Source organism: Streptococcus sp. 27098_8_186 (assembly GCF_041432055.1).
In the GTDB taxonomy this organism is placed as follows: Bacteria; Bacillota; Bacilli; order Lactobacillales; family Streptococcaceae; genus Streptococcus; species Streptococcus dentalis.
This window is the reverse complement of record NZ_JAPVYV010000001.1, coordinates 232901-257512: the sequence shown is the minus strand read 5'-3', so window position 1 is coordinate 257512 and position 24612 is coordinate 232901. Positions and strand designations below refer to the sequence as shown.

The window sequence follows — 24612 nt, the reverse complement described above, 5'->3', positions numbered from 1 at the left end:
ATGCGAACCATTCTCATAACAGGAGCAAGTGGAGGTTTGGCCCAAGAAATGGTCAAGCTCCTCCCTGAAGACCGGCTGATTCTCCTAGGCAGAAATCAAGAAAAACTGGAAAAGCTCTATGCCAGTCATCTTCAAGCTGAATGCATCGGGATCGATATCACGGATTCCTCAGCCGTCCAATATTTGGTAGAAGAGCTCTATCAGCGCTATGGACAGATCGATATCTTGGTCAATAATGCAGGCTATGGCATATTTGAGGCCTTTGATCGTATTTCTGACCAGCAGGTGCAGGAGATGTTTGAGGTCAATACCTTTGCCCTCATGCAGTTTTCACGCTTGATGGGTGCGCACATGAAGGAAGCGGGTAAGGGGCACATTGTCAACATCGTCAGCATGGCGGGGCTCGTTGCAACAGCCAAATCCAGCCTTTATTCGGCCACTAAGTTTGCAGCCATTGGCTTCTCCAATGCCCTGCGGCTAGAACTGATGCCCTTTGGTGTCCATGTGACGACGGTCAATCCAGGCCCCATTCGGACCACTTTCTTTGATCAGGCAGACCCAGACGGAAGCTATGTCAAAGCTGTGGATCGCTATATTTTGGAACCTGACTTTGTAGCCAAGAAGATCGTGAAGAACTTTGGAAAAGCAAAACGCGAGCTCAATCTTCCTTGGCTTTTGAACCTGACCCACAAGCTCTATACCCTTTTCCCACGTATCTCGGACAAGCTAGCCAGTAAGATGTTCAATTTCAAATAGGAGGAGATAGATGGCAGCCAATATTCAAGCTTATTTAGAGAACCTCCGGCAACCCTGGGGACAGATCTATTATGATATCCTTTTCGAACAATTACAGGACATCAAGGGGAAGCGAGTGCTTGATTTTGGCAGTGGCTTTGGACTGGTGGCCAACCACCTAGCGAAAGACAATGAGGTCCTTGCTGTGGAACCTAATGAGGAAATGGTGGCTTTGCGGGCTCAGGACCATCCCTACCAGCAACTCGTTGGGAGTCTGGACCAAATAAAGAGCTTTGAAGAGGCCAGTTTTGATATCATCCTCTGCCACAATGTCTTGGAGTATGTAGAAGATCGCAAGGTGGTTCTCAAGGAATTCACCCGTCTCTTGAAACCAGGTGGCCTGCTCTCTATCGTCAAGCACAATGAGGTTGGCCGCGTCCTGCAGACCGTCGTTTTTGAAAATGATACTCAGAAGGCTCTCGATTTGCTAGCAGGCCAAGATCTGGAAACCCACTCCATGGGCTTGGCTCAGGCCTATGATCTCGATCTAGCTGTTGAAGATCTAGCCCTTGAAGTTCAGGACTACCAAGGAATTCGAGTCTTTTATGCCTTACAGGACAATCGCTTCAAGGGCCAAGAAAGCTGGCGAGAGTCTATGCTTGAGATGGAGCTGGCCGTTTGCCAAGAGTCCCCTTATCGGGATATCGCCTTCTTCCAGCACTATAGGTTAAAAAGGAGTTAAGATGTTAAGTTATAAAAAAGAAATTCCAGCGATGACAGATCTACTCGCACTATACAGCTCAGTCGGTTGGACCAATTATACCAACAACCCAACTATGCTAGAAGAAGCTGTCAAAGCCAGTCTCTGGCAGTTAGCAGTCTATGATGAGGACGAGCTCGTCGCCTACATTCGCTTGGTAGGAGATGGCCACTCTGTCATTTTTGTGCAGGACCTTTTGGTACGACCAGATTACCAGCGCCAAGGCATTGGAAAGAAACTCTTAGAAGAGGCTTTAGGGACTTTCCCAAATGTCTACCAACGGCTTCTTGCCACTGAACGTAGCGAGAAGAATCTAGCCTTTTACCAGTCAATCGGCTTTGTTGAACTTTCCGAGCAAGCCTGTACAGGGATGATTTATATGAAGTAAAGAGGCTGGACAACAACTGTTCAGCCTTTGATGTTTGATAGAAATAACTATATGATGCAGTGGTTGATTGCTCAATGCATTGCTTTGAGGTGGCGGATTAAACTTGCGAAGCAAGTTTCCTAAGAAGTTGTTCACTTTAAAGCTCCAAAGATGACCTAATGAGAGAAACAAAGTTTCCTTTATTCACAACCTTTAACAGTCTCCCAGACTGTTAAAGCTATGCGGGGTGGGAAGATTGAAAAGGTTCGGGGAACCTTTTCAACCTTTTTTATTTGTTGGAGTTCTTTCCCACTCCCTTATCTATTTGACTGATAAAAGGGCGACAGGGATAGAGTTAAGTAATACGATAGCAACTATTTTTAAATATTTTGGATTTTCAAATATTCCAACTTTTGCCTGACCCTTTATTTCCCGCCATTTTCGGCTTTCATGATATAATAATCAGATAAGAAAAAGAGGAGACCAAAAGCTAGATGATCACTTCAAAATACGATTGGCAGTTAGCTTCGCCAAGTGCAGATGAGGCCTTTTTATCCCTTGCTAAAAAAGCAGGGCTAGAAGCATCCGTAGCAACCTTGTTGTATGAGCGTGGCATTCAGACCAAAGAGGATTTAGAAGACTTTTTAGAGCCCAAGTTAGAGAAACTCCATGACCCTTATTTGCTCCATGATATGGAGAAAGCCGTGGAGCGCATCCGACGGGCCATCGAAGATTATGAGCAGATCCTGATCTACGGAGACTATGATGCGGATGGGATGACCTCGGCCTCTATAATGAAGGAAATCTTGGAGCAGATGGGGGCAGAGGTGCAAGTCTACCTACCCAACCGCTTCACAGACGGCTACGGTCCCAATGAGAGCGTCTACAAATACTTTATCGAGCAGCAAGGCATTTCCCTGATTGTCACGGTGGACAATGGGGTTGCGGGAAATCAAGCCATTGCCATGGCCCAAGCGATGGGAGTCGATGTCATCGTGACGGACCACCACTCTATGCCAGAGGTTTTACCGGATGCATATGCGATCATTCATCCGGAGCATCCAGATGCGGATTATCCCTTCCATTATCTAGCAGGATGTGGTGTGGCCTTTAAGTTGGCCTGTGCCCTCCTAGAGGAAGTACCAGTCGATCTCTTAGACTTGGTAGCGATTGGGACCATTGCTGACATGGTCAGCCTGACAGATGAGAATCGGATTCTGGTCAAATATGGTCTGGGTGTTCTCCAACATACCCAGCGCATGGGCTTGCAGGAGCTCTTGGAGATCGCAGGGATTCGTCCGGAGGATGTCAATGAAGAAACGGTTGGTTTTCAGATTGCTCCTCGTCTCAATGCCCTTGGCCGCCTCGATGATCCCAATCCGGCCATTGAACTCCTGACAGGATTTGACGATGAAGAGGCGCACGAGATTGCTCTCATGATTCATCAAAAGAATGAAGAACGAAAAGAGATTGTCCAAGCTATCTATGACGAAGCTAAAACCATGGTGGATCCAAGTTTGTCCGCCCAGGTCTTGGCCAAAGAAGGTTGGAATCCAGGGGTCCTTGGTATTGTAGCCGGCCGTCTATTAGAAGAGCTTCATCAGCCAGTTGTTGTTTTAAACATCGAAGATGGGCGGGCTAAAGGAAGCGCTCGGAGTCCTGAGTCGGTCAATATCTTTGAGGCTCTCGATCCCCACCGGTCGCTCTTTGTCGCCTTTGGAGGGCATGCCGGTGCAGCAGGGATGACCTTAGATGTAGACCAACTTCCTGCCTTGTCTCAGGCTCTTACGGATTACATTGCAGAACAAGAGATTGATCTCAGCAGCAAGTCTAACTTAGCCATCGACGAGGAACTGCATCTAACAGAACTAACGCTTGAGACCTTGAAAAGCTTTGATCGCTTAAGTCCTTTTGGCATGGACAATAAAAAGCCGGTCTTTCTAGTCCGTAACTTTAAGGTAGAAGGGGCACGCTCGATGGGAGCCGGCAATACCCACTTGAAACTCAAAATTTCTCAAGAAGACGCGACCTTTGAGGTGGTGGGTTTTGGCTTGGGGATCCTAGAGGCAGAGTTTGCCCAGGCGCAAGATCTGGAGCTAGCTGTGCAATTATCGGTCAACCAATGGAATGGCCAAACAACTCTCCAGCTCATGCTGGTTGATGCGCGTGTGGACGGCGTGCAGCTCTTTAATATCCGCTCTAAAAATGCCAGCCTCCCCGCAGGTGTTCCCGTTCTTGATTTTACTAAAGAACTGCCAGATCTGACAGGGGCATCCGCTGTTGTAGTTGGAAATATCCCTGAGGATTTAGAGCAACTACGGCAAATCTTCCAAGAACATGATTTCCAGGCCGTTTATTTCAAAAATGAGATCGCCAAAGCCTACTATCTGACAGGATACGGTAGCAGGGACCAGTATGCCAAACTCTATAAAACCATCTATCAGTACCCAGAGTTTGATGTCCGCTACAAACTCAAAGACTTAGCGGCCTATCTCAAGATCCAGCAGATCCTCTTGGTCAAAATGATTCAGATCTTCCAAGAGTTGGGCTTTGTGACCATTGAAAATGGTATCATGAAGGTTAATAAAGAAGCAGAAAAACGCGAAATCGCGGAAAGCAGCATCTACCAAAACCTTAAACAAACGGTGAAAGAGCAGGAGTTGATGGCCCTTGGAACGGTTCGCGAAATTTATGACTATCTGACAGGTCAGGACTCATGAAAAAACACCTAAAAAAATTCCTCTGGCTCACTCCCTTCCTGCTTTTTGGACTTTATTGGTTGGGAATCTACCTGAGTCTAAAAAATCCCATGGAGTAGATTGTTTACTCTGAAAATGGTGGGATGATGCGAAATATGATTGTCAAGTCCTACACTCAAACAATCGGTAGTGATCGCACCTGGAAAGAAGATGAAGGATTTCAAATGTATCCCTATTCAGATAAAATCGTTGGTGGAAAGGAGCATCTAGCTGTTACTATGTTTAGAGGCACTGCAGATTGGTTCTATATGTACAAATACAAATTAGATGAAAGTATCTCAGTTAATCTGATATTTGAATATAACGCCTCTAAAAAGATTTTTTACCAAAGTGACCTCTATCTGACAATCAATGAGACAAGCTACAAAGACCAGCAACTCCTTGAGAAACTTGCCACCTATGGCAAAGACCGTGCTTGGCTTCAAGACCAAAGTAAGAAAGTGGCCGAGCAATACATCCTTGGTACCTGGTTCAAAAATGGAAGCTCCCGATATTCCCTGAAAAACCTGGGTGATATGAAAATCGAGTACAACAAATTGATAGAAGAGTAGTAAGTTTTTTGGGAACCCAGTCCCACATCATTTTTTGGATGTGGGATTTTTGCATTTGCCGCGAGAGCTTGGGAAAATGATTTGGCAAAAAATGATGCAAGTTAGTGGAATTCATGATATAATGGAATGTAAAAAATTTTTTATGAAAGAAAGTTAACCATGAATTTAAAAGATTACATTGCAAGTATTGAAAACTATCCACAAGAAGGAATTACCTTCCGTGATATCAGCCCTTTGATGGCAGATGGCAATGCTTATAGTTATGCGATTCGTGAAATCGTTCAATACGCGACGGATAAGAAAATCGACATGATCGTTGGTCCTGAAGCGCGTGGATTCATCGTTGGATGTCCGGTCGCTTTTGAGTTAGGAATTGGATTTGCGCCTGTTCGTAAGCCTGGTAAATTGCCACGTGAAGTCATCTCAGCTGACTACGAAAAAGAATACGGTGTTGATACCCTCTGCATGCACGCAGATGCCATCAAACCAGGTCAACGTGTCCTCATCGTTGATGACCTCTTAGCGACTGGTGGTACGGTGAAAGCAACCATCGAAATGATCGAAAAACTCGGTGGGGTCGTTGCAGGTTGTGCCTTCTTGATCGAGTTGGATGAATTGAAAGGTCGCGAAGCGATCGGCGATTACGACTACAAAGTCTTGATGCATTACTAATATAGTCTAATACTATAACTGGCTACAGAAAAACCATAATTGAAAACTATAAGCTCCTATCATATAATGTTAGTTAAGAACTTGTAAGATGGGAGCTTTTTATGCCAATTACTCTAGATAAAAAATTACCAGCAGTCGATATCCTTCGTTCAGAAAATATTTTTGTCATGGATGATGTTCGGGCGACTCACCAGGATATTCGGCCGATGAATGTTCTCATTCTTAATCTAATGCCGACCAAGGTTGCGACAGAAACCCAGCTCTTACGCCTCCTTGCCAACACGCCCTTGCAGATCAATGTAGATTTCCTCTATATGGCGAGCCATGAATCCAAGAATACAGCGGCTGAGCATTTGGAGAGCTTCTACAAGACCTTTGAGGATATCAAGGATAATTACTATGACGGCTTGATTGTGACAGGAGCGCCTGTCGAAAAGATGGACTTTGAGGAAGTAGACTACTGGGAAGAATTAACCCAGGTCTTTGAATGGTCTAAGCGGCATGTCTTTTCTACCTTGCACCTTTGTTGGGGAGCGCAGGCTGGACTGTACCACCGTTACGGGATTCAAAAAGTAGAGCTCTGTGACAAGCTATCGGGCATCTATGACCAAGCAGTGGTGCGTCCCGATAGTCTGCTCATGAGAGGATTTGACGATCGCTTCCTTGCCCCTCATTCTCGCTATACAGATATTCCTTTGAAGGAAGTCCTTGAAAAGAGCAACCTTCAAGTGATCGCTCAAGGAAATGAAGTTGGGCTTTCCATCATTGCCAGTCCAGACATGCGTGAGGTGTATAGCTTTGGCCATCTGGAGTATGATCGCGATACGCTGGCAAAAGAATACCACCGAGATGTCAAGGCAGGCTTGGATCCGGACGTTCCTAAGAATTATTTTGATGGTGATGACGCTAATACAGAGCCTCGCATTCGTTGGAATCTAGCTGCGACGACCTTCTTTAGTAATTGGATCAACTATGCGGTTTATCAAGAAACACCTTACCGCTTGGAAGAATTGGAAAAAGATATTTCATTTTATGGTTACCTATAAAGGGGAATTATGACATATTCACAAGCATTTAAGTATGGCAACTTGGTTCTTCCAAGTACCTTGCTTTTTCATTATCATGAATTGTTTGACCAAGCAGATGACTACTTGGTTTGGCAGTTTTTCTTCCTTCAAAATACGACTGGCCAAGAGGCTTTGACACCTAATCAGATTGCTAGTCATCTAGGAAAAACGGTGACAGAGGTCAATCGGATTATGTCCAATTTGACCACCAAGGGACTTCTTCAATACCGGACCATTGAGCTCAATGGCGAGATTGAAGCCATCTTTGATGCGACCATTGCCCTGGAGCGCTTGGATGAGATTTTAGAAGCCCAGACACAAGGGAAGGCACAAAGCGCGCCTGCGAAGGGAAATGTCATCAAGGACCTGGTGGAAACCTTCCAACAAGAACTGGGACGACTCTTGACGCCTTTTGAGATTGAAGACCTGACCAAAACTGTGCGAGAAGATCAGACAGATCCAGATGTGATCAAGGCAGCATTACGAGAAGCTGTTTTTAACGGCAAGCCTCACTGGAAATATATACAGGCTATTTTACGCAACTGGCGCAGTGAAGGCATCAACAGTCTAGCCCAAGTAGAGGTGAAACTACAAGAACGCGAGCAAGCCAACCCACGCAATGTGACGGTTTCAGACGATTTCTTGAAGGCCATGGATTTGTGGAAGGATTAAAAAAACTAGCACTTATTTGAGTGCTAGCTGCAGAAGGAAGGTAAAGTCTTCCTAGAAACTTTCCTTAGGTGAGTACGGACGTCAGCGAACTTCGAAGAAGCTCCATGACTTAGTTTTGAGCCTAAGGTCTCAAAACTCCCGAGTGCCTGAAACAATAGTGTTTCAGGCACTTTTCTCACGGCGGAAAGTTTTTAGTTTATACTTGAATAGTTTTAAAAATAAGACATTATTTTTACTGAAACAAATAGGTTCTTAATTGAAAAAATTATTTTTAACCATACAAAAAGCTAGCAGTCATATATTGCTAGCATTTTTCGTTTATAGATAGTCTGCATAGGCTTTTTCTAGTTTGCTAAGGAGTTCTTGTTTTTCCTCCTCACTAGCAAAGGAAGCCTGGATGGCATCGACATTGTGTTGGTAAAAGTCTGTTTCCTTGGTTTGGAAATGCTGATGGTAGAGAGCGTATTCCTTGGTGAGGTCGGTATCAGATACAGTCCGGTTATCGGTATTGATACTGATCCGAGCTCCGGCTGCCTTCATCTTCAAATAAGGAAAATCTTCTATAGTCAGTGCTGCTTTTGTTTGTAGGTTGCTGGTCAAGCAGAGTTCACCGGTAACCCCATTTTCAATAAAGGATTGGAGTAAGGCTGGTTCATGAGATAGAGCCGTCACGTGGCCATTGCGTTTGATGCCAAATGCAATCGATTGGGCAACAAAGTGTGGGCAATGACACTCACCTGCATGAAGCGTCATGGGCCGATGGTAACTCTTGACTTGCTCAATTAGAGGTCGAATATCTTCTGGAGAGTAGTTGTGCTCATCTCCGGCAAAGTCAAAACCAACAAAATCCTGATCACTAACTTGGTTGGCTTCTGCAAGAATGCGAGAGGTGACCTCTTGATCTGACTGGCGCATGCCACAGACTAAGGCTTTTGCAACAATGCCAAATTCCTCCTGGGCTTGGCGTAGACCATCGCAGACAGCATCGATGGTTTCTGGGACGGTGAGCCCTTGGTCCATGGACAATTCTGGCGCAAAGCGGACTTCGATATAGACGACGTTTTCGAGAGCAGCTTGCTTGGCCACATCGTAAGCAGCGAGGGTCAAGGCCTCCTTGGTTTGAAGAAGGGGCCGAATGTAGTCAAAGGCCTCTAAATAGTCCAAAAGATTCTCACAGTGGGCAGGCGCAGTGACATGGTGTTTGAGCTCTTCATCGCTAGCAGGGAGGTCAATATTGGCCATAGCTGCCAACTGGCGAATGGTCGAAAGAGACAAGGAACCGTCTAAGTGACAGTGAAGTTCTGTCTTTGCCAAACTATGAAAGTCGATCGTGGACATGTTTTTTCTCCTTAAATTTGTATTTTTTCTATACTATCATTTTGACAAAAAAAGTCAAGTAGCGTTCGTGTAGCAGATCTTTGAAAGGGAGTCTGAGATTTGATATGCTAGTAGTAACATAGACAAAGGAGAAAAGAGATGTCAGATTATCAATTACCAGAAGTATGGGAAGCACCGAGCCAGATGGGAGGAGCCTGGGGTGGCCTGAACCAACCAACAGCAGGTGCCCGCTTTGAACAAACTCTTCCAAAAGGGGATCAGCCTTTCCAACTCTATACCCTTCCAACTCCAAATGGGATTAAGGTAACCATTATGCTGGAGGAATTGAAAGAGCTGGGAGTGGATGCAGGCTACGACGCTTATCGTATCAAGATTGGTGAGGGAGATCAATTTGGCAGTGACTTTGTAGCCATCAATCCAAACTCGAAAATTCCAGCTATGTTGGATCAATCAGGCGACCAAGACATTCGGGTCTTTGAATCAGCCAATATTCTCTTGTATCTAGCTGAGAAATTTGGCCAATTAATCCCGACAGATCCTGCTAAGCGGACAGAAGTTCTCAACTGGCTCTTTTGGCAGACAGGTGCCGCGCCTTTTTTAGGCGGAGGATTTGGCCATTTCTTCCATTATGCTCCTGCAAAAATCGAGTATGCCATCAACCGATTTGCTATGGAAGCCAAACGCCAATTGGACCTACTGGACAAGGAATTGGCGACTAAACCTTATATTGCAGGAGGTGACTATACCATTGCAGATATCGCCATCTGGTCTTGGTATGGCCGTCTAGCCCAAGACAAGGTCTGGGATCGTGCAGGAATTTTCCTAAATGTGAAGGAATATAAGCATTTGCAGGCTTGGACAGAGAAAATCGCCAATCGCCCAGCTGTAAAACGTGGCTTGGAAGTAGACTATAAGGAAATTGACTAAAGTCTAATATCGGCTTGTTGAGGATGATAGCGAGAGTTTCCGCCGTGAGCATAGCACATGAAACGTATAAGTTTCATGTGCCCGGAAGTTTTGAGACATTAGACTCAAAACTTAGTCATGGAACTTTGAAGAAGTTCGCTGACGTCCGGACTCACCTAAGGAAAGTCTAAAGTAATACCTTTCCATAATAGACAAGGCGCCGTTGCGCCTTTTTTTAATGGTGCAAACATGGTATACTAAAGGGTGGAATAAAAGTTTAGAAAGTAGCACATGGAATTTACAAAATTATCAAATCGCTTGGACTTGGTGGCTAGCTTCGTCCCAGCTGGTGCGCGTCTGTTGGATGTGGGGAGTGACCATGCTTATCTCCCAATCGCCCTCTTACAAGAAGGCAAGATTGAGGCTGCCATTGCAGGGGAAGTAGTAGAAGGACCTTATCAGTCTGCCCTACAAAATGTCACGGATAATGGCTTAGAAGACAAAATTGAAGTCCGATTGGCCAATGGTTTGACTGCCTTTGAACCAACAGATGGCATTTCCTGTATCACCATTGCTGGTATGGGAGGACGCTTGATTGCAGATATTCTAGCCGCAGGTCTAGAAAAATTAGCCAGTGTCTCTAGCTTGGTCCTACAACCCAATAATCGGGAAGATGAACTGCGGGCTTGGTTAGTCGACCATGATTTCCGCATTGTTGATGAAGCGATCTTGGAAGAAAATGAGAAGTTTTATGAGATCATTGTAGTGGAACACGGTTCTCAAGAGTTGACAGCCAAGGAACTACGCTTTGGTCCCCATTTGATGCGGGAACAAGCTCCAGCCTTTGTCCAAAAGTGGTCCAAGGAAGTAGAGAAATTAAGTTTTGCCTTGGAGCAGGTCCCAGTTGAGAATCAATCTGCCAGAGCATCGCTAGAAGAGCGCATCGCACAAATCAAGGAGGTTCTACATGTTAGCAAGTGAAGTCATCAAACGCTATGAAGCCTACTGTCCTCAGGAACTATCCATGGAGGGAGATGTTCGTGGCTTACAGGTCGGCACTTTGCAAAAAGACATCCATAAGGTCATGGTGGCCTTAGATATCCGCGAGCAGACGGTGGCGGAAGCTATCGCCCATGGGGTGGACTTGATCATCGTCAAGCATGCGCCGATTTTCCGCCCGCTTAAAGATTTGGTAGCTGACCGGGCTCAAAATCAGATCTATATCGACTTGATCAAGCATGATATCGCGGTCTATGTCAGCCATACTAATAATGACATTGTCCCAGATGGTCTCAACGATTGGTTTTGCCAGCTCTTGGAAATTCAAGATACAGAGCCCCTCAGTATGACAGGAGAAGGACTCGGAATCGGGCGCATCGGTCAGGTGTCCGCCCAAACCTTTGGTCAGTTGGCTGAAAAGGTCAAAGAAACTTTTGGGCTAGATGCTTTGCGCATAGTCAGTTATGATCAGGCGGATTTGGATCGGGTTATTGAGCGTGTCGCTATCTGTGGAGGAAGTGGCCAGTCCTTTTACAAGGATGCTCTCGCCAAGGGAGCAGAGGTCTATATCACAGGAGATATATACTACCACACGGCTCAGGACATGCTGAGCGATGGGCTCTTGGCCTTGGATCCAGGACACCATATCGAGGTTCTCTTTGTGTCGAAACTAGTAGAAAAGCTCAATCAGTGGAAGGCTGAAGAGGCGTGGGAGATTGAAGTGATTAGCAGTCAAGCCAGCACCAATCCTTTTTACCATATCTAAGGGGGCATCATGAAAGTTGCCATTATCGGTGCAGGGATCGTGGGATCTACTGCAGCCTATTATCTATCCAAGGAAGCACAGGTGGATGTGATCGTCTATGATCATGGAGTCGGCCAAGCGACCAAGGCGGCGGCAGGCATAATTAGCCCTTGGTTTTCCAAACGACGGAATAAGGCCTGGTATCGCCTGGCTCGTCTGGGAGCTGATTTTTACCAAGAATTGGTAGTAGACCTGGCCAAGGACGGAATCAAAACAGATTTTTACCAGCAGACTGGTGTCTATCTCCTCAAGAAAAAGGAGGACAAATTAGACGAACTATATCAGTTGGCGCTGAGTCGTCGGGAAGAATCTCCCTTGATTGGGGACTTGGCAATCTTAACCAAAGAAGAGGTGGCCCAGCAATTTCCTGATCTACAAGGCTTTGAGAAGCTCCTTTATGCCTCAGGTGGTGCTCATGTGGAGGGAGCCCTTCTAACGGAAACTCTCCTTAAAGCAAGCGGAGCACGAGTGATCAAGGAAGAGGCTGCTCTCTCAGTCTCAAGTGATGGCTATCAGATTGCTGGTGAATGCTATGACCAAGTCATCCTGGCAACAGGAGCCTGGTTGGGGCAAATGCTCGAGTCGCTTGGCTACCAAGTTGATGTCCGTCCGCAAAAGGGGCAACTGCGGGATTATCAGCTAGACTTAGATACTGCTGATTATCCTGTGGTCATGCCTGAAGGAGAGCTGGATATCATTCCATTTCAGCAGGGCAAGATCAGTATGGGAGCCACCCATGAAAATGAGATGGGCTTTGACCTGACAGTGGATCAGGCTTTGCTGAATCAGATGGAAACAGAAGCTCTGTCTTACTATCCAGAACTAGCTCAAGCGGAAGTCGTCGGGGAGCGCGTGGGAACCCGTGCCTACACCAGTGATTTTTCACCATTTTGGGGAGCTGTTCCTGATCGAGCAGGCCTCTATGTCGCTAGTGGACTGGGTTCGTCGGGCCTCACAACAGGTCCCCTCATTGGTTGGCATCTAGCCCAACTAGTGGCAGGAGGAAACCTGCGCTTAGATCCAGCAGATTATCCAGTTGAACAATATGTGAAGAAGTAGGCTGGGACAAAAGTCCTAGCCTCTCAATTGTCTTTGGATTGTCGAGCAAGACGCAGTGGTTGAGTGGGCTCTACTACGCTGATTTCATCAGCTTTTACAGCCCTACTCAACTGTGCGGAGGTGGGACGACGAAATCGAATTCTAACGAATTACCGATTTCTGTCCCACTCTCTTTTTTTCGAAAGATCTTCCTTAATTTGGCTAAGAATAGTAGAATAGAAGAAGTGAATCATCAAGAAAATGGGAGTTGTTATGAATTGGTTTCAATCGCAATCCGTGGTCTTGCAGGCCTTTATCGCAGGATTGTTTACATGGGGCTGTACCATTGTAGGGTCAGCTATCATCTTTTTCTTTAAGCATATTAGTCGCAAATTACTGGATATCATGATGGGCTTTGCGGCAGGAGTCATGATTGCGGCTTCGTTTTGGTCCCTCTTGCAACCGTCGATTTAGTATGCGGAAAACTCTTATGGGAACCTGGCTTGGTTGCCAGCGACGATCGGTTTTCTAGCTGGAGGTTTTTTCCTTCGCTTGATTGACGCCATCTTCCCTCACCTTCATATGAGTAAGGAGATTGAGGATGCTGAGAGCATCCATACGCCGAGAGAAAAGAAGTTGTCTAAAACGACTCTACTCTTTCTCGCCATTACCATCCACAATTTCCCAGAAGGCTTGGCGGTCGGAGTGGCCTTTGGAGCTCTGGCTAGCAATCCAAGTCCAGAAGCCTTTATCGGGGCGGTTGGTTTGGCCATTGGGATTGGCTTGCAAAATATCCCAGAAGGGGCTGCCCTTTCGATTCCGATTCGGACAGATGGAAAATCCCGTCTCAATGCCTTTTATTGGGGATCTATGTCTGCTATCGTCGAGCCCATCGGAGCCCTTCTAGGAGCAGTAGCGGTTTTGTCCATGACGGCTATCTTGCCTTACGCCCTCTCCTTTGCGGCAGGTGCGATGATCTTCGTGGTGGTTGGAAGAGTTGATCCCAGACTCACAGACCAATGGCAACACAGATGTTGCGACCCTCGGTCTCATGGTTGGCTTTGTCATTATGATGATCCTAGACGTCGCTTTGGGATAAGGAACTGAAAAGGAGAGCGTCAGGACAAGCTCTCTTTTTGATTGCTGTTATTTTCTTTGAGAAAAAAGATAGTCAGATACAGCTCAAAGGAATCTTCGTTAGTAAGGAGTATCGTCTTATGGTCAAAATCAAATTTAAAAAGAAAAGCAAAAGGATGATGATCATCGCTTTGGCTCTCATTATAGTAGTTGGGATTTTTTTGTTTCATATGAACAAAAAAATGGAGGAGAAGAGACGCAATAAAGAGTATGAAGTCAGCCTTGTAAAGACCTTGAAACATTCTTACGAGGGAATTGAGAAAATTGAGATTCAAAACCCATCTTATAGCCCTACTCCTTCAGACGCATGGGGAGCAGATGTAAAACTCACATTTTCTGATGGGAATTCCAAGGAACATGTACTAGCTTATGATAAAGATGCGAATAAAATTAAGATAGGGGTCTATCATAATGAAGATGAGGAATTTCAGAGCTTTATGGATTCTAGGAGAGGCACGACAAAATCAAGAGTAAGGGTAAGATATTCGGATGGTTCAGAAGAGAAGCAGTGATCAGTGAATTAAAGTATATCAAAGAGTCCTAGTCCAAGTACCCTATTTGAATCACGATAATGAAGATCGTTAACGAGACTATTGCTCACATCCTGTCATCACCTTGGAACATAAATGCAAGGTGACTTTTTTATATAAACATGATAAAATAAGGGTAATGACTACGTAGAAAGGCCTAACATTATGAAAGGTATTATTTTAGCAGGGGGCTCAGGAACTCGCTTGTATCCATTGACACGTGCGGCTTCTAAACAATTGATGCCCATTTATGACAAACCAATGATCTACTATCCGCTATCAACCCTTATGTTGGCTGGGATCAAAGATATCTTGATCATCTCGACTCCTCAAGACCTACCTCGTTTTGAAGAGCTTCTTGGAGATGGTTCTGAGCTCGGAATTTCTCTCTCTTATGCAGAGCAACCAAGTCCAGATGGTTTGGCGCAAGCCTTCATCATCGGGGAAGACTTTATCGGGGACGATCACGTTGCCCTCATCCTTGGGGACAATATCTTCCACGGAAACGGCTTAACCAAGATGTTGCAACGGGCAGAAGCAAAGGAAAAAGGAGCGACTGTCTTTGGTTATCAAGTCAAAGATCCAGAACGCTTTGGTGTGGTAGAGTTTGACGCGGATATGAATGCTATCTCTATCGAAGAAAAGCCAGAACATCCAAAATCGAATTTTGCAGTGACAGGACTTTACTTCTATGACAATGATGTGGTAGAGATTGCCAAAAACATCAAACCAAGTCCTCGTGGAGAGCTTGAAATCACTGATGTTAACAAGGCCTATTTGGAGCGTGGAGATCTTTCTGTTGAGCTCATGGGCCGTGGTTTTGCCTGGTTGGATACAGGAACTCACGAAAGCCTCTTGCAAGCTTCTCAATATATCGAGACTGTTCAACGTTTGCAAAATGTCCAAGTAGCCAATCTTGAGGAAATTGCTTATCGCATGGGTTATATCACCAAGGAACAAGTTCATGAATTAGCGCAATCATTGAAGAAAAACGAATACGGACAATATTTGCTCCGTTTGATTGGAGAAGCATAATGACGGAACAATTTTTTGATAAAGAATTAGCAGCCCGCAAAATTGAAGCCATCCCAGGCTTGATGGAGTTTGATATTCCTGTGCGCGGAGATAACCGTGGTTGGTTTAAAGAAAACTTCCAAAAAGAGAAAATGCTTCCTCTTGGCTTCCCTGAAAGCTTCTTTGCGGAAGGCAAGTTGCAAAACAATATTTCATTCTCTCGCAAAAATGTTTTGCGTGGCTTGCATGCAGAGCCTTGGGACAAGTACATCTCTGTAGCAGATGAAGGAAAGGTTCTTGGAACTTGGGTAGACCTTCGTGAAGGCGATAGCTTTGGGAACACCTACCAAACCGTGATCGATGCTTCAAAAGGCATCTTCGTTCCTCGTGGTGTTGCCAATGGGTTCCAAGTTTTGACAGACAAAGTTGCCTATACATACTTAGTCAATGATTACTGGGCACTGGAACTCAAACCAAAATATGCGTTTGTCAACTATGCAGACCCAAGCCTAGACATCCAATGGGAAAACCTAGAAGAAGCAGAAGTCTCAGAAGCAGACAAGAACCACCCATTGCTCAAAGACGTCAAACCCCTAAAAGCAGAAGATTTGTAAAAATGAACTTTGCGAAGCAATAGCGCGACTGCAAGGAGCGTTATAAGAGAGTTTCTGCCCTAGTGAAAACAAGATTCCCTCAGGGAATCTTGTAGGAAAATCTGGAGACTTAGGCTTCGGATTTAGCCATGAAACCGAAGGGTTGCTGGCGTCCCTCACTAGCTAAAGGAACAATCAAAACAAAAACTATTTGGAGAAAAAATGTCAGAATATAAACATATCATCGTAACCGGTGGAGCTGGTTTCATCGGTTCAAACTTCGTACACTATGTCTACAACAACCATCCAGACGTGCATGTGACTGTCCTTGACAAACTCACTTACGCTGGTAACCGTGCCAATATCGAAGAAATCCTTGGAGATCGTGTCGAGTTGGTGGTGGGAGACATCGCGGATGCTGAATTAGTTGACAAATTGGCTGCCAAGGCTGATGCTATCGTTCACTATGCGGCTGAAAGCCACAATGACAACTCCCTCAAAGATCCATCTCCATTTATCTACACAAACTTTGTTGGAACTTACACACTCTTGGAAGCGGCTCGTAAATACGACATTCGTTTCCACCACGTGTCAACAGACGAAGTCTATGGGGACCTTCCATTGCGTGAAGATCTTCCTGGACATGGGGAAGGTCCTGGTGAAAAATTCACTGCTGAAACCAAATACAACCCATCATCACCTTATTCATCAACCAAAGCTGCTTCAGACTTGATTGTAAAAGCTTGGGTACGTTCCTTTGGTGTCAAAGCAACGATTTCTAACTGTTCAAACAACTACGGGCCATACCAACACATCGAAAAATTCATCCCACGTCAAATCACCAATATCTTGTCTGGCATCAAGCCAAAACTTTATGGTGAAGGGAAGAACGTCCGTGACTGGATCCACACCAACGACCACTCAACTGGTGTTTGGGCTATCCTCACTAAGGGCCGTATCGGTGAAACTTACCTGATCGGTGCCGATGGTGAAAAGAACAACAAAGAAGTGCTTGAGTTGATCCTTGAAAAAATGGGTCAACCAAAAGACGCCTACGACCGTGTAACAGACCGTGCTGGTCACGATTTGCGTTACGCGATTGATTCAACCAAATTGCGTGAAGAATTAGGTTGGGAACCACAATTCACAAACTTCGAAGCTGGTTTGGAAGACACCATCAAGTGGTACACAGATCACCAAGACTGGTGGAAGGCTGAAAAAGAAGCTGTAGAAGCCAATTACGCGAAAACACAAAAAGTTTTGAAATAATGAAGAAAGTCCAAGTGGAAAATTGCTTGGACTTTTTCTTTTATTTTCATGCAAACCACTAATTAAGAATGAATTTGTGGTATAATATGGTTAGTTTTTAGGATGAATCAATAAGGGGGATGTTATGAATCAAAAAGATTGGGTTGAATACTTTGAAGCGGTCAATGGTCGAAAGCCAAGTATGCAAGAATTTCAAGAAGCGCGTGAAAAAGGGGAGTTTTTCGTAGAGCGAAAAGAAGCGCCAGCTCCAACAACTGAGGAACAGGCTCCTGCTCAGGAAGTACCTGTTGCATCTAGCGCACCTCTTTCACAAGAGCAGAAAGCTTTTGTCCAACCGCAGCCATCGGCGAAAACCTTACAACCTGTTCCAAGACCGAAAAAATTGACATTTTCTTTCAATAAACAACCCCAAATTGGGGCCGCAGTTGCGGGACTTGTCGCAGTGATTTCCTTTGCTTGGTTCTTTTTCTTTTCAGGTGGACCAAGTCTAGATGGTGTTTGGTTGAGAAATACGGATTCAAGTCCGGTCACTTATGAACTAAGTGGAAAGAAACAAAAAGTCAATGGTGGCGAGACCATCAAAAAGGTTCTCAAGGGCAATGAAGCGAAAAAAGAATTTAATACCGCACTTTCTTTGTTAAATGCGACTGACTTGCATTCACTTGCGGATGTCGATAAGAAATTTAACCTGAAAACGACAGAAATAGTTGTTATTAAATCTGGTGGGAACACACGCTATAATTTGCTCCAAAAAGACGGAAGCAATATTATTTTAAGAAATGATTTATTTGACTTGAAAACTTATAAATCATACGAAGGAAACTTTGAAGAAAATTTGGTCTATCACAAGGTTGAAACACCAAAGGCCATGGTTGGAAAGTGGAAGAATGTGACAGAAGGAGATAATACAACTGTTCAGATTTCAGATCACGGAATTATTAGTGATAAGTATTACGATAGCAAGGCTTACGCATTCTATTCTCTAGCTGATTCAGAAAAGTATGATGGAGACACGACTTCTAAAGAAGAGATTGAACACACATTTGAAGTAATTCAAGAAGCGGTGAAATCAGAAGGCTATCAAGTGAAGAGCGCTAAGGAAGTCTATATACAAGCTAATTCAAATTATTGTTTCGTACCTGTCAACGGTGGAAAAAATATACTCGTCTTACGTAGTGGTAATGAATTTGCCGCAAAATTAGAAAAAGTGAAATAATCAAAGGACCGCAAGGTCCTTTTTGTTTCCAAATTTCTGACTGAAAAACTATTCATGTCTAGGCAAAAATATGGTAGAATAGATAAGATGTGTCTGAGATGTCTATTTCTTCTCAGGCGACTACAGGTAATGGAGTAGAAAATGCAAAATAGACCTATTATTATTGGTGTTACTGGTGGTTCTGGTGGTGGAAAGACCAGTGTGTCTCGTGCCATTTTGGCCAATTTCCCGAATGAAAAGATTGCCATGATTGAGCATGATTCTTATTACAAGGACCAGAGTCATTTGACCTTTGAGGAGCGGATCAAGACTAACTATGACCATCCTTTTGCCTTTGATACGGACTTGATGATTGCACAGATCAATGAACTCTTGGAGGGTCGTCCGGTAGATATTCCAACTTATGACTATGCTGAACATACACGCAGCAGCAAGACCTATCGTCAGGAACCACAGGATGTCTTCATCGTGGAAGGGATCTTAGTCCTTGAAGACAAGCGCCTTCGGGACTTGATGGACATCAAGATTTTTGTCGATACAGATGATGATGTGCGGATCATTCGCCGGATCAAGCGCGATATGGAGGAGCGTGGTCGGAGTCTCGATAGCGTTATTGAGCAGTACCTTGGAGTGGTGAAACCCATGTACCATCAGTTCATTGAGCCAACCAAGCGCTATGCGGACGTGATCATTCCTGAAGGAGTGACCAACACGGTAGCGATTGATTTGATCACAACCAAGATTGAAAAAATCCTCAACGAAGCGCGTGAGGGAAAATAGAAAAAGAGAGAAGAAGGGCAACTGGTCACCAAGTGTCTACGGATATGAGGAGTGACGGAATGTCTCAGTAGTTGATGAGACTCTTCATTCGCTAAAAGACTCAGAAGAGTTCTCCATCAATGTTGCGGGGGAGGTACGAAAAACGTTATGTAACGTTCTGTACCACTCCCTCTTTTTCCTAAGGAGAATGGAAATGAAAAGGGAGTTTCATTCGCGGACCAAGGCGTTCGCTTGTTTATTGACCATGTGTGCTGGTTTTTCAGATGCCTATACCTTTATCTGTCGGGGTGGGACCTTGGCGGCAGGCCAGACGGGGAATGTGGTCTTTCTATCGGTCGGCTTGATTGGCCAGCAGATCTCAGATGTAGAAGTCAAGTTAGCGACCATGCTGGCTTTTATGCTGGGAATCCTTTTGATGACAGTCTTGCGTCGCTTGATTGACAACTCAGTTTGGCGCCTCAGTACCTTGGTACCCTTTATCCTCACAACCTTGGTGACGGGATTTTTGCCAGCATCGGTAAAAAATGTCTTCATCGTGCCTTTTTTTGGCCTGAGTTTGGGAATCGTAGCGACCTCTTTTGGAGAAGTGGATGGCTACGCTTATAATCATTCCTTCATGACGGGAAATCTCAAGAAAACCATGGTGGCTTATGGGAATTTTGTCAGAGAAAAGGAAAAGAAATTCCTTTGGGAAGCCATTTTTATGACCTGTTTGATCGGGAGCTTTGTCTTTGGGGCCATTTTTTCGACCTATTTGATCCAGTTTTATGGGTTAGAGACCATCTGGCTGGTGTCCATCATCTTGACTATCTTTTTAATCTATCGTGCCATCCAGTATTTTGAAGTCTTTCACTTCAATCGGCGACATGAATAGATAAAAGTATCATAAATAACTTTCCTTAGGTGAGTGCGGACGTCAGCGAACTTCTTTTAAGAAGTTCCATGACTAAATCAAGATACAAAGGGCGTCTGCGGATAAAGTCAAAATAGGAAGTTTGATGCAGAATCTTTTGATTCTAGGAGAACTTATCTTTTTGACACAATCCGCAGCCTGTGTTCAATTCGTATTGAGCCCCTTCGCTTTTTGATTTCTTGGCTCAGGCTAAAACAGTTTTCCAAACTGTTTTACTCTCAATAATTCCGTGTGCCTGAAGCAGTTAAGCTTCAGGCACTTTTCTCACAGCGGAAAGTTTAGTATATTCTTTATCAATTTAAATTAATGAGACCTCGATTTTATCTCTTTGCAGAATCGCTTAAGTTATTTTACTAAAAATTAGTTTATCTATATTCCAGAGGCTGGGGCAAAAGTCATAGCCTCTTAATTGTTTTTGGATTGTCGAGCAAGACGCAGTGGTTGAGTGGGCTCTACTACGCTGATTACATCAACTTTTACAGCCCTACTCAACTGTGCGGAGGTGGGACGACGAAATCGAATTCTAACGAATGACCGATTTCTGTCCCACTCTCTTTTCTTTCGCTATTTGAAGCTTAATTTTTGGGCAAATATTTGGTATAATGGAAGGTATGAAACATTCGGAAAAAGAATCACAATACCAGCTCTTGCTGGCTCAGTTAGACGCTCTCTTAACAGGAGAAAGCAATGCCTTAGCTAATCTGTCCAATGCCAGTGCTCTTTTAAATCAAGCCCTACCTCGTTCGGTCTTTGCGGGTTTTTATTTGTATGACCAAACGGAATTGATCCTGGGACCTTTTCAGGGAGGTGTTTCTTGTGTCCATATCGCTCTTGGAAAGGGTGTCTGTGGAGAAGCCGCTCAAAAGCAGGAAACCATCATTGTTGAAGATGTGCGCCAGCATGCCAACTATATTTCCTGTGATAGCCGGGCTATGAGTGAGATTGTGGTGCCTATGGTCAAGGACGGCCAGCTCCTTGGGGTTTTAGACCTGGACTCGGAGTGTGTCTCTGACTACGATCAGCTGGATCAAGAGTATTTGGAAAAGTTTGTCGCTCTCTTGATCGATAAGACAAACTGGGACTTTAAGATGTTTGGAGTTAAGAACTAATGTATCAAGCTTTATATCGGAAATACCGTAGCCAGACCTTTGGCCAATTGGTCGGCCAGCAAGTGGTGGCACGGACATTGAGACAGGCCGTCGAGCAGGAGAAGATCAGCCATGCCTATCTCTTTTCTGGTCCTCGTGGTACTGGGAAAACCAGTGTGGCCAAGATCTTTGCTAAGGCTATGAACTGTCCTAATCAAGTCAATGGGGAGCCTTGTAACGACTGCTATATCTGTGAATCCATTACCAATGGGAGCTTAGAAGATGTCATTGAAATCGATGCGGCATCCAACAATGGGGTGGATGAGATTCGGGATATTCGCGACAAATCCACTTATGCTCCGAGTCTAGCCAAGCACAAGGTCTACATTATCGATGAGGTCCACATGCTCTCAACAGGAGCCTTTAATGCCTTGTTGAAGACGCTGGAAGAGCCGACAGAGAACGTGGTCTTTATCCTCGCAACAACGGAGTTACACAAGATTCCCGCTACTATTCTGTCACGGGTGCAACGCTTTGAATTCAAATCCATCAAACTGCCGGATATCGTTCACCATTTGGAAAGCATCCTAGCTACAGAAGGCATTGCCTATGAAGCAGATGCTGTCCATATCATTGCTCGGCGCGCTGAAGGTGGGATGCGGGATGCCTTGTCCATTTTGGACCAAGCCCTTAGTCTGACGGCGGGTAGTGAGTTGACGACAGCAATCGCTGAAGAGATTACAGGCTCCATCAGTCTAGCTGCGCTCGATCAGTATGTGGCTGCCATCCTGGATCATGATGCAACAGCAGCACTGGATCAGCTGGCGATTATCTTTGATAATGGGAAGAATATGGCTCGTTTCGTTACGGACCTACTTCAATATTTGAGAGATCTCTTGATTGTTCAGACAGGCGGAGAAAACACTCATGCTAGTGATTTATTTGCGGCGAATCTTGAAGCCGATCAAGCCCGTCTTTTTGCCCTGATTGACCAAGCGACGACCAGTCTAGCGGATATCAAAAATAGTCTGCAACCGCGTATCTACACTGAAATGATGACCATTAAATTGGCTGAAAGTACGGGCCAAGTTTCTAACTCAGCTGCTGTGGAGGTTCCTTCCAATGTGCTAGCTCAGCTGAAAGACTTGAAAAAGGAAGTCGCTCAACTCAAGCAACAGTTAGCGCAATCAGGTAGCAGTCTTCCTGCTTCAAAACCAGCAGTAACGCGTCCAATCAAGTCTAGCAATGGCTACCGTGCAGATCGAAGCAAGGTCAACGCCATTTTACAAGAGGCGGTTGAAAACCCAGAGTTGGCACGGACCAACTTGATCCGTCTTCAGAATGCTTGGGGGGAAATTATCGAGAGCTTGACAGGTGCGGATAAGGCCCTCTTAATCGGATCTCAGCCGGTCGCTGCCAATGAAAATCACGCTATTTTAGCCTTTGAATCGGCCTTTAATGCTGAACAGACCATGAAGCGGGACAACCTCAATACCATGTTTGGAAATATCCTCAGCAATGCTGCTGGCTTCTCGCCAGAGATTTTAGCGGTTTCGATGGAAGAATGGACCCAAATTCGGGCAGAGTTTTCGGCTAAGGCGCGTGGACAGAAAGCGGAAGTGGTAGAAGAAGAGGAAAGTGTCATCCCTGACGAGTTTCACTTTTTATCCGATAAAATCACCCTGCAAGACGATTAATACATGAATTTTTTACTGAATCATGGTAAAATAATTTTATGAATAGAAAACAATTTGCAGTGATAGCAGTCTTTACTGCTATGGAGACATACTTTTTCAATGAAGCGACCATGGCGGGTCAAATGCTCTTTGCATGTTTTTGGGCCCTCTTGATCTTGCGCAATCTCCAGACGGTCTATATGGTGGAGAAGATTGCTAGTGCCATTGAAAAAGAAATCAGAAAGAAAAGAAAATAAAACCTTTGAAAAGAAATTCTATTTCAAAGGTTTTTTCTATGTCAATAGATAAAGTGACTCTAAACAACTGTTCAGTTTTCCTAGATTTTTCTAGGAAACTTTTTCTATTTCATAAACATTTCACATTTCTTTTCTATAATAACTATAACAAATGATGAAAGCGTCCACATGGCATTGCCGTGGACCTTGAAATGGAGGGTGAGTTCATGCTCTTACAACAGGCGATCGCCTATATTTCTCGAAAAAGAACGAGGAATCTGGTCCTCTTTCTAATTCTCCTCTTGATCCTCTCTTGCTTGTATTTCTGTTTTTCACTGATGCAAGTAGGAGGAAGGCTGGAGGACCATATCAAACAGTCGGCTGGGACCAGCTTTGCCCTGACCAGTAAGCAGGGGGCTACTCCCTTTGCTCTGAAAGAAGCTGAAAAGGTGCAGCTGCTAGCTGGAGTTGGATCTATGGTTCCTCAATATGAAAGTCCCGTTCGCATTCTTGATAAAGAAGCGGTGACGGGACAGCAGTCGGTGGAGCGAGACGATTTGGGGCAGGAAGCCAAGCAAGCGCTAGGCGCTGTCTTTACCCAGAAGACAGACCAGCACTTGGATTTCCGCAGTGGTAGTTTCCAACTGGTGCAAGGCAAGCACTTATCCGACAAGGCTCGCGGCCAGATCTTGATCCACCAAGAGTTGGCTAAGAAGAACAAGCTAAAGGTCGGAGATTCCTTGACCTTATCCAGCTTTCAGATGGGAGAGACTCCTGCCAAAGAGCAAACCTTTAAAATCGTTGGGATCTTTTCGGGTAAGAAACAGGAAAAATTCACAGGGATGACCTCTGATCTGAGTGAGAATCAAGTCTACCTCCCTTATGAGGATGCGACTAAGCTTCTTGGTCTCAGTCAGCAAGAAGTGACCCAGGTCACCTTTGGGGTCAAAGATCCTGAGAAAATCGATGCCCTCTTGAAGCAAGTCAAAAACTTGGATCTGGATTGGCAGTCTCTCCGCGTGGTCGAAGATCGCAAGGCTTTTGACCAGATGAAAGAATCCTCTCAGACCCTAGAAGGCCTGGTACGGATCATGATGATCGTCCTTCTGGTGACGGGAGCCGGTGCCCTATCTCTCTTACTGAGTCTCTGGACACGAGAGCGGATCCATGAAATCGGCGTCCTCTTATCCATTGGGAAGAGCAAGGGCCGGATTTTTGGACAGTTCCTCTTAGAAGTGGTGCTGGTATCCTTATTAGCACTGATCCCGGCCTTTCTCATCGGGCGGATGATCAGCCATCGTTTCTTAGAGCAATTTGTCGGACAGACTGGTCAACAGCAGACTCTAGACTTGCTTCATCAAATCCCTCAAGGCCTTTCCTTAGGAATCGCCTATGCTAGCCTCTTGTGCTTGATCCTTCTGTCGCTCGGTGTAACGACCAGCATGATCTGGCGCAAGACCCCAAAAGAAATATTAACAAAAATGAGTTAAG

Annotated in this window: 24 protein-coding genes and 1 pseudogene; 24 read left to right on the top strand and 1 reads right to left on the bottom strand. The window is 44.9% G+C overall.

The features are described 5' to 3' along the window. The 8 genes from O3602_RS01270 (at position 1) to O3602_RS01235 (ending at position 7583) form a co-directional block, all read left to right on the top strand. Positions 1–756: an SDR family oxidoreductase gene (locus O3602_RS01270; RefSeq protein WP_003011411.1), complete on the top strand. Its 756-nt coding sequence runs from the start codon at positions 1–3 to the stop codon at positions 754–756. A gap of 10 nt (positions 757–766) precedes the next feature. After that, positions 767–1477, top strand: coding sequence for a bifunctional 2-polyprenyl-6-hydroxyphenol methylase/3-demethylubiquinol 3-O-methyltransferase UbiG (locus tag O3602_RS01265; protein WP_003011092.1), 711 nt, complete (start codon positions 767–769; stop codon positions 1475–1477). A gap of 1 nt (position 1478) precedes the next feature. Beyond that, on the top strand, positions 1479–1883 hold the full coding sequence (locus tag O3602_RS01260; RefSeq protein WP_003010942.1) for a GNAT family N-acetyltransferase: 405 nt from the start codon (positions 1479–1481) through the stop codon (positions 1881–1883). A 473-nt stretch (positions 1884–2356) separates the two neighbouring features. Next, positions 2357–4582 (top strand): single-stranded-DNA-specific exonuclease RecJ, encoded by a 2226-nt coding sequence (gene recJ / locus O3602_RS01255; RefSeq protein WP_003011402.1) that lies wholly within the window; start codon positions 2357–2359, stop codon positions 4580–4582. A 125-nt stretch (positions 4583–4707) separates the two neighbouring features. Then, positions 4708–5172, top strand: a complete 465-nt coding sequence (locus O3602_RS01250; protein ID WP_003011230.1) for a TipC family immunity protein — start codon at positions 4708–4710, stop codon at positions 5170–5172. Positions 5173–5331: 159 nt separating this feature from the next. Next, the gene (locus O3602_RS01245) at positions 5332–5844 is read left to right on the top strand and encodes an adenine phosphoribosyltransferase (RefSeq protein ID WP_003007878.1); all 513 of its coding nucleotides are present in this window, start codon (positions 5332–5334) and stop codon (positions 5842–5844) included. 101 nt (positions 5845–5945) lie between these two features. Then, a complete protein-coding gene (metA, locus tag O3602_RS01240) occupies positions 5946–6890 on the top strand; it encodes a homoserine O-succinyltransferase (RefSeq protein WP_003011482.1) in 945 nt (314 codons plus the stop codon). A gap of 9 nt (positions 6891–6899) precedes the next feature. Then, a complete protein-coding gene (locus O3602_RS01235; RefSeq protein WP_371610988.1) occupies positions 6900–7583 on the top strand; it encodes a DnaD domain-containing protein in 684 nt (227 codons plus the stop codon). A gap of 318 nt (positions 7584–7901) precedes the next feature. Here O3602_RS01235 and add read toward each other — a convergent pair whose 3' ends face one another. After that, positions 7902–8921, bottom strand: a complete 1020-nt coding sequence (add, locus tag O3602_RS01230) for an adenosine deaminase (protein ID WP_151378604.1) — start codon at positions 8919–8921, stop codon at positions 7902–7904. A gap of 138 nt (positions 8922–9059) precedes the next feature. On the opposite strand from add, the gene yghU reads away from it, so the two are divergent. From yghU to O3602_RS01150, 16 genes and pseudogenes are all read left to right on the top strand, one after another. Further along, complete coding sequence (yghU, locus tag O3602_RS01225) at positions 9060–9848, top strand: glutathione-dependent disulfide-bond oxidoreductase (RefSeq protein ID WP_371610987.1); 789 nt, start codon at positions 9060–9062, stop codon at positions 9846–9848. Positions 9849–10118: 270 nt separating this feature from the next. Continuing rightward, positions 10119–10808 carry a tRNA (adenine(22)-N(1))-methyltransferase TrmK gene (locus O3602_RS01220; RefSeq protein ID WP_003011162.1) on the top strand — a complete coding sequence of 230 codons (690 nt, stop codon included), beginning with the start codon at positions 10119–10121 and terminating at the stop codon, positions 10806–10808. Continuing rightward, entirely contained in the window at positions 10795–11592 is a 798-nt protein-coding gene (locus tag O3602_RS01215; protein WP_371610986.1) for a Nif3-like dinuclear metal center hexameric protein, read from the top strand. The genes O3602_RS01220 and O3602_RS01215 overlap by 14 nt, the downstream gene beginning before the upstream one ends. Positions 11593–11598: 6 nt before the next feature. Further along, on the top strand, positions 11599–12690 hold the full coding sequence (locus O3602_RS01210; protein ID WP_037606276.1) for an FAD-binding oxidoreductase: 1092 nt from the start codon (positions 11599–11601) through the stop codon (positions 12688–12690). 252 nt (positions 12691–12942) lie between these two features. After that, positions 12943–13768: pseudogene (locus O3602_RS01205) on the top strand (ZIP family metal transporter). Between the two features lie 118 nt (positions 13769–13886). Further along, positions 13887–14318: a hypothetical protein gene (locus tag O3602_RS01200; protein WP_003011060.1), complete on the top strand. Its 432-nt coding sequence runs from the start codon at positions 13887–13889 to the stop codon at positions 14316–14318. Between the two features lie 183 nt (positions 14319–14501). Next, positions 14502–15371 carry a glucose-1-phosphate thymidylyltransferase RfbA gene (rfbA, locus tag O3602_RS01195; RefSeq protein ID WP_003002772.1) on the top strand — a complete coding sequence of 290 codons (870 nt, stop codon included), beginning with the start codon at positions 14502–14504 and terminating at the stop codon, positions 15369–15371. After that, positions 15371–15964, top strand: a complete 594-nt coding sequence (locus O3602_RS01190; RefSeq protein WP_023918495.1) for a dTDP-4-dehydrorhamnose 3,5-epimerase family protein — start codon at positions 15371–15373, stop codon at positions 15962–15964. Before rfbA ends, O3602_RS01190 begins: the two co-directional genes overlap by 1 nt. A gap of 201 nt (positions 15965–16165) precedes the next feature. Then, positions 16166–17212 carry a dTDP-glucose 4,6-dehydratase gene (gene rfbB / locus O3602_RS01185; RefSeq protein ID WP_003002700.1) on the top strand — a complete coding sequence of 349 codons (1047 nt, stop codon included), beginning with the start codon at positions 16166–16168 and terminating at the stop codon, positions 17210–17212. Between the two features lie 124 nt (positions 17213–17336). Next, positions 17337–18428: a hypothetical protein gene (locus O3602_RS01180; RefSeq protein WP_371610985.1), complete on the top strand. Its 1092-nt coding sequence runs from the start codon at positions 17337–17339 to the stop codon at positions 18426–18428. A gap of 141 nt (positions 18429–18569) precedes the next feature. Then, positions 18570–19208: a uridine kinase gene (gene udk, locus O3602_RS01175; RefSeq protein ID WP_003002524.1), complete on the top strand. Its 639-nt coding sequence runs from the start codon at positions 18570–18572 to the stop codon at positions 19206–19208. 193 nt (positions 19209–19401) lie between these two features. After that, complete coding sequence (locus O3602_RS01170; RefSeq protein ID WP_003011406.1) at positions 19402–20082, top strand: YoaK family protein; 681 nt, start codon at positions 19402–19404, stop codon at positions 20080–20082. Positions 20083–20732: 650 nt separating this feature from the next. Beyond that, the gene (locus O3602_RS01165) at positions 20733–21230 is read left to right on the top strand and encodes a GAF domain-containing protein (protein WP_003010938.1); all 498 of its coding nucleotides are present in this window, start codon (positions 20733–20735) and stop codon (positions 21228–21230) included. Then, positions 21230–22906, top strand: coding sequence for a DNA polymerase III subunit gamma/tau (gene dnaX / locus O3602_RS01160; RefSeq protein ID WP_003011378.1), 1677 nt, complete (start codon positions 21230–21232; stop codon positions 22904–22906). The genes O3602_RS01165 and dnaX overlap by 1 nt, the downstream gene beginning before the upstream one ends. Before the next feature lie 38 nt (positions 22907–22944). Further along, positions 22945–23142, top strand: coding sequence for a DUF3272 family protein (locus O3602_RS01155; protein WP_037606279.1), 198 nt, complete (start codon positions 22945–22947; stop codon positions 23140–23142). Between the two features lie 206 nt (positions 23143–23348). Further along, positions 23349–24611, top strand: coding sequence for an ABC transporter permease (locus tag O3602_RS01150; RefSeq protein WP_371610984.1), 1263 nt, complete (start codon positions 23349–23351; stop codon positions 24609–24611). The last annotated feature ends 1 nt before the right edge of the window (position 24612 follow it).

Coding starts and splice junctions, on each gene's coding strand:
- O3602_RS01200 (WP_003011060.1), top strand. CDS start 13,887: ATGGTCAAAATCAAATTTAAAAAGAAAAGCAAAAGGATGATGATCATC.
- add (WP_151378604.1), bottom strand. CDS start 8,921: ATGTCCACGATCGACTTTCATAGTTTGGCAAAGACAGAACTTCACTGT.
- O3602_RS01250 (WP_003011230.1), top strand. CDS start 4,708: ATGCGAAATATGATTGTCAAGTCCTACACTCAAACAATCGGTAGTGAT.
- O3602_RS01220 (WP_003011162.1), top strand. CDS start 10,119: ATGGAATTTACAAAATTATCAAATCGCTTGGACTTGGTGGCTAGCTTC.
- recJ (WP_003011402.1), top strand. CDS start 2,357: ATGATCACTTCAAAATACGATTGGCAGTTAGCTTCGCCAAGTGCAGAT.
- metA (WP_003011482.1), top strand. CDS start 5,946: ATGCCAATTACTCTAGATAAAAAATTACCAGCAGTCGATATCCTTCGT.
- O3602_RS01165 (WP_003010938.1), top strand. CDS start 20,733: ATGAAACATTCGGAAAAAGAATCACAATACCAGCTCTTGCTGGCTCAG.
- O3602_RS01245 (WP_003007878.1), top strand. CDS start 5,332: ATGAATTTAAAAGATTACATTGCAAGTATTGAAAACTATCCACAAGAA.
- O3602_RS01155 (WP_037606279.1), top strand. CDS start 22,945: ATGAATAGAAAACAATTTGCAGTGATAGCAGTCTTTACTGCTATGGAG.
- rfbB (WP_003002700.1), top strand. CDS start 16,166: ATGTCAGAATATAAACATATCATCGTAACCGGTGGAGCTGGTTTCATC.
- O3602_RS01270 (WP_003011411.1), top strand. CDS start 1: ATGCGAACCATTCTCATAACAGGAGCAAGTGGAGGTTTGGCCCAAGAA.
- O3602_RS01180 (WP_371610985.1), top strand. CDS start 17,337: ATGAATCAAAAAGATTGGGTTGAATACTTTGAAGCGGTCAATGGTCGA.
- O3602_RS01260 (WP_003010942.1), top strand. CDS start 1,479: ATGTTAAGTTATAAAAAAGAAATTCCAGCGATGACAGATCTACTCGCA.
- rfbA (WP_003002772.1), top strand. CDS start 14,502: ATGAAAGGTATTATTTTAGCAGGGGGCTCAGGAACTCGCTTGTATCCA.
- O3602_RS01265 (WP_003011092.1), top strand. CDS start 767: ATGGCAGCCAATATTCAAGCTTATTTAGAGAACCTCCGGCAACCCTGG.
- O3602_RS01235 (WP_371610988.1), top strand. CDS start 6,900: ATGACATATTCACAAGCATTTAAGTATGGCAACTTGGTTCTTCCAAGT.
- O3602_RS01215 (WP_371610986.1), top strand. CDS start 10,795: ATGTTAGCAAGTGAAGTCATCAAACGCTATGAAGCCTACTGTCCTCAG.
- dnaX (WP_003011378.1), top strand. CDS start 21,230: ATGTATCAAGCTTTATATCGGAAATACCGTAGCCAGACCTTTGGCCAA.
- O3602_RS01190 (WP_023918495.1), top strand. CDS start 15,371: ATGACGGAACAATTTTTTGATAAAGAATTAGCAGCCCGCAAAATTGAA.
- yghU (WP_371610987.1), top strand. CDS start 9,060: ATGTCAGATTATCAATTACCAGAAGTATGGGAAGCACCGAGCCAGATG.
- O3602_RS01150 (WP_371610984.1), top strand. CDS start 23,349: ATGCTCTTACAACAGGCGATCGCCTATATTTCTCGAAAAAGAACGAGG.
- udk (WP_003002524.1), top strand. CDS start 18,570: ATGCAAAATAGACCTATTATTATTGGTGTTACTGGTGGTTCTGGTGGT.
- O3602_RS01170 (WP_003011406.1), top strand. CDS start 19,402: ATGAAAAGGGAGTTTCATTCGCGGACCAAGGCGTTCGCTTGTTTATTG.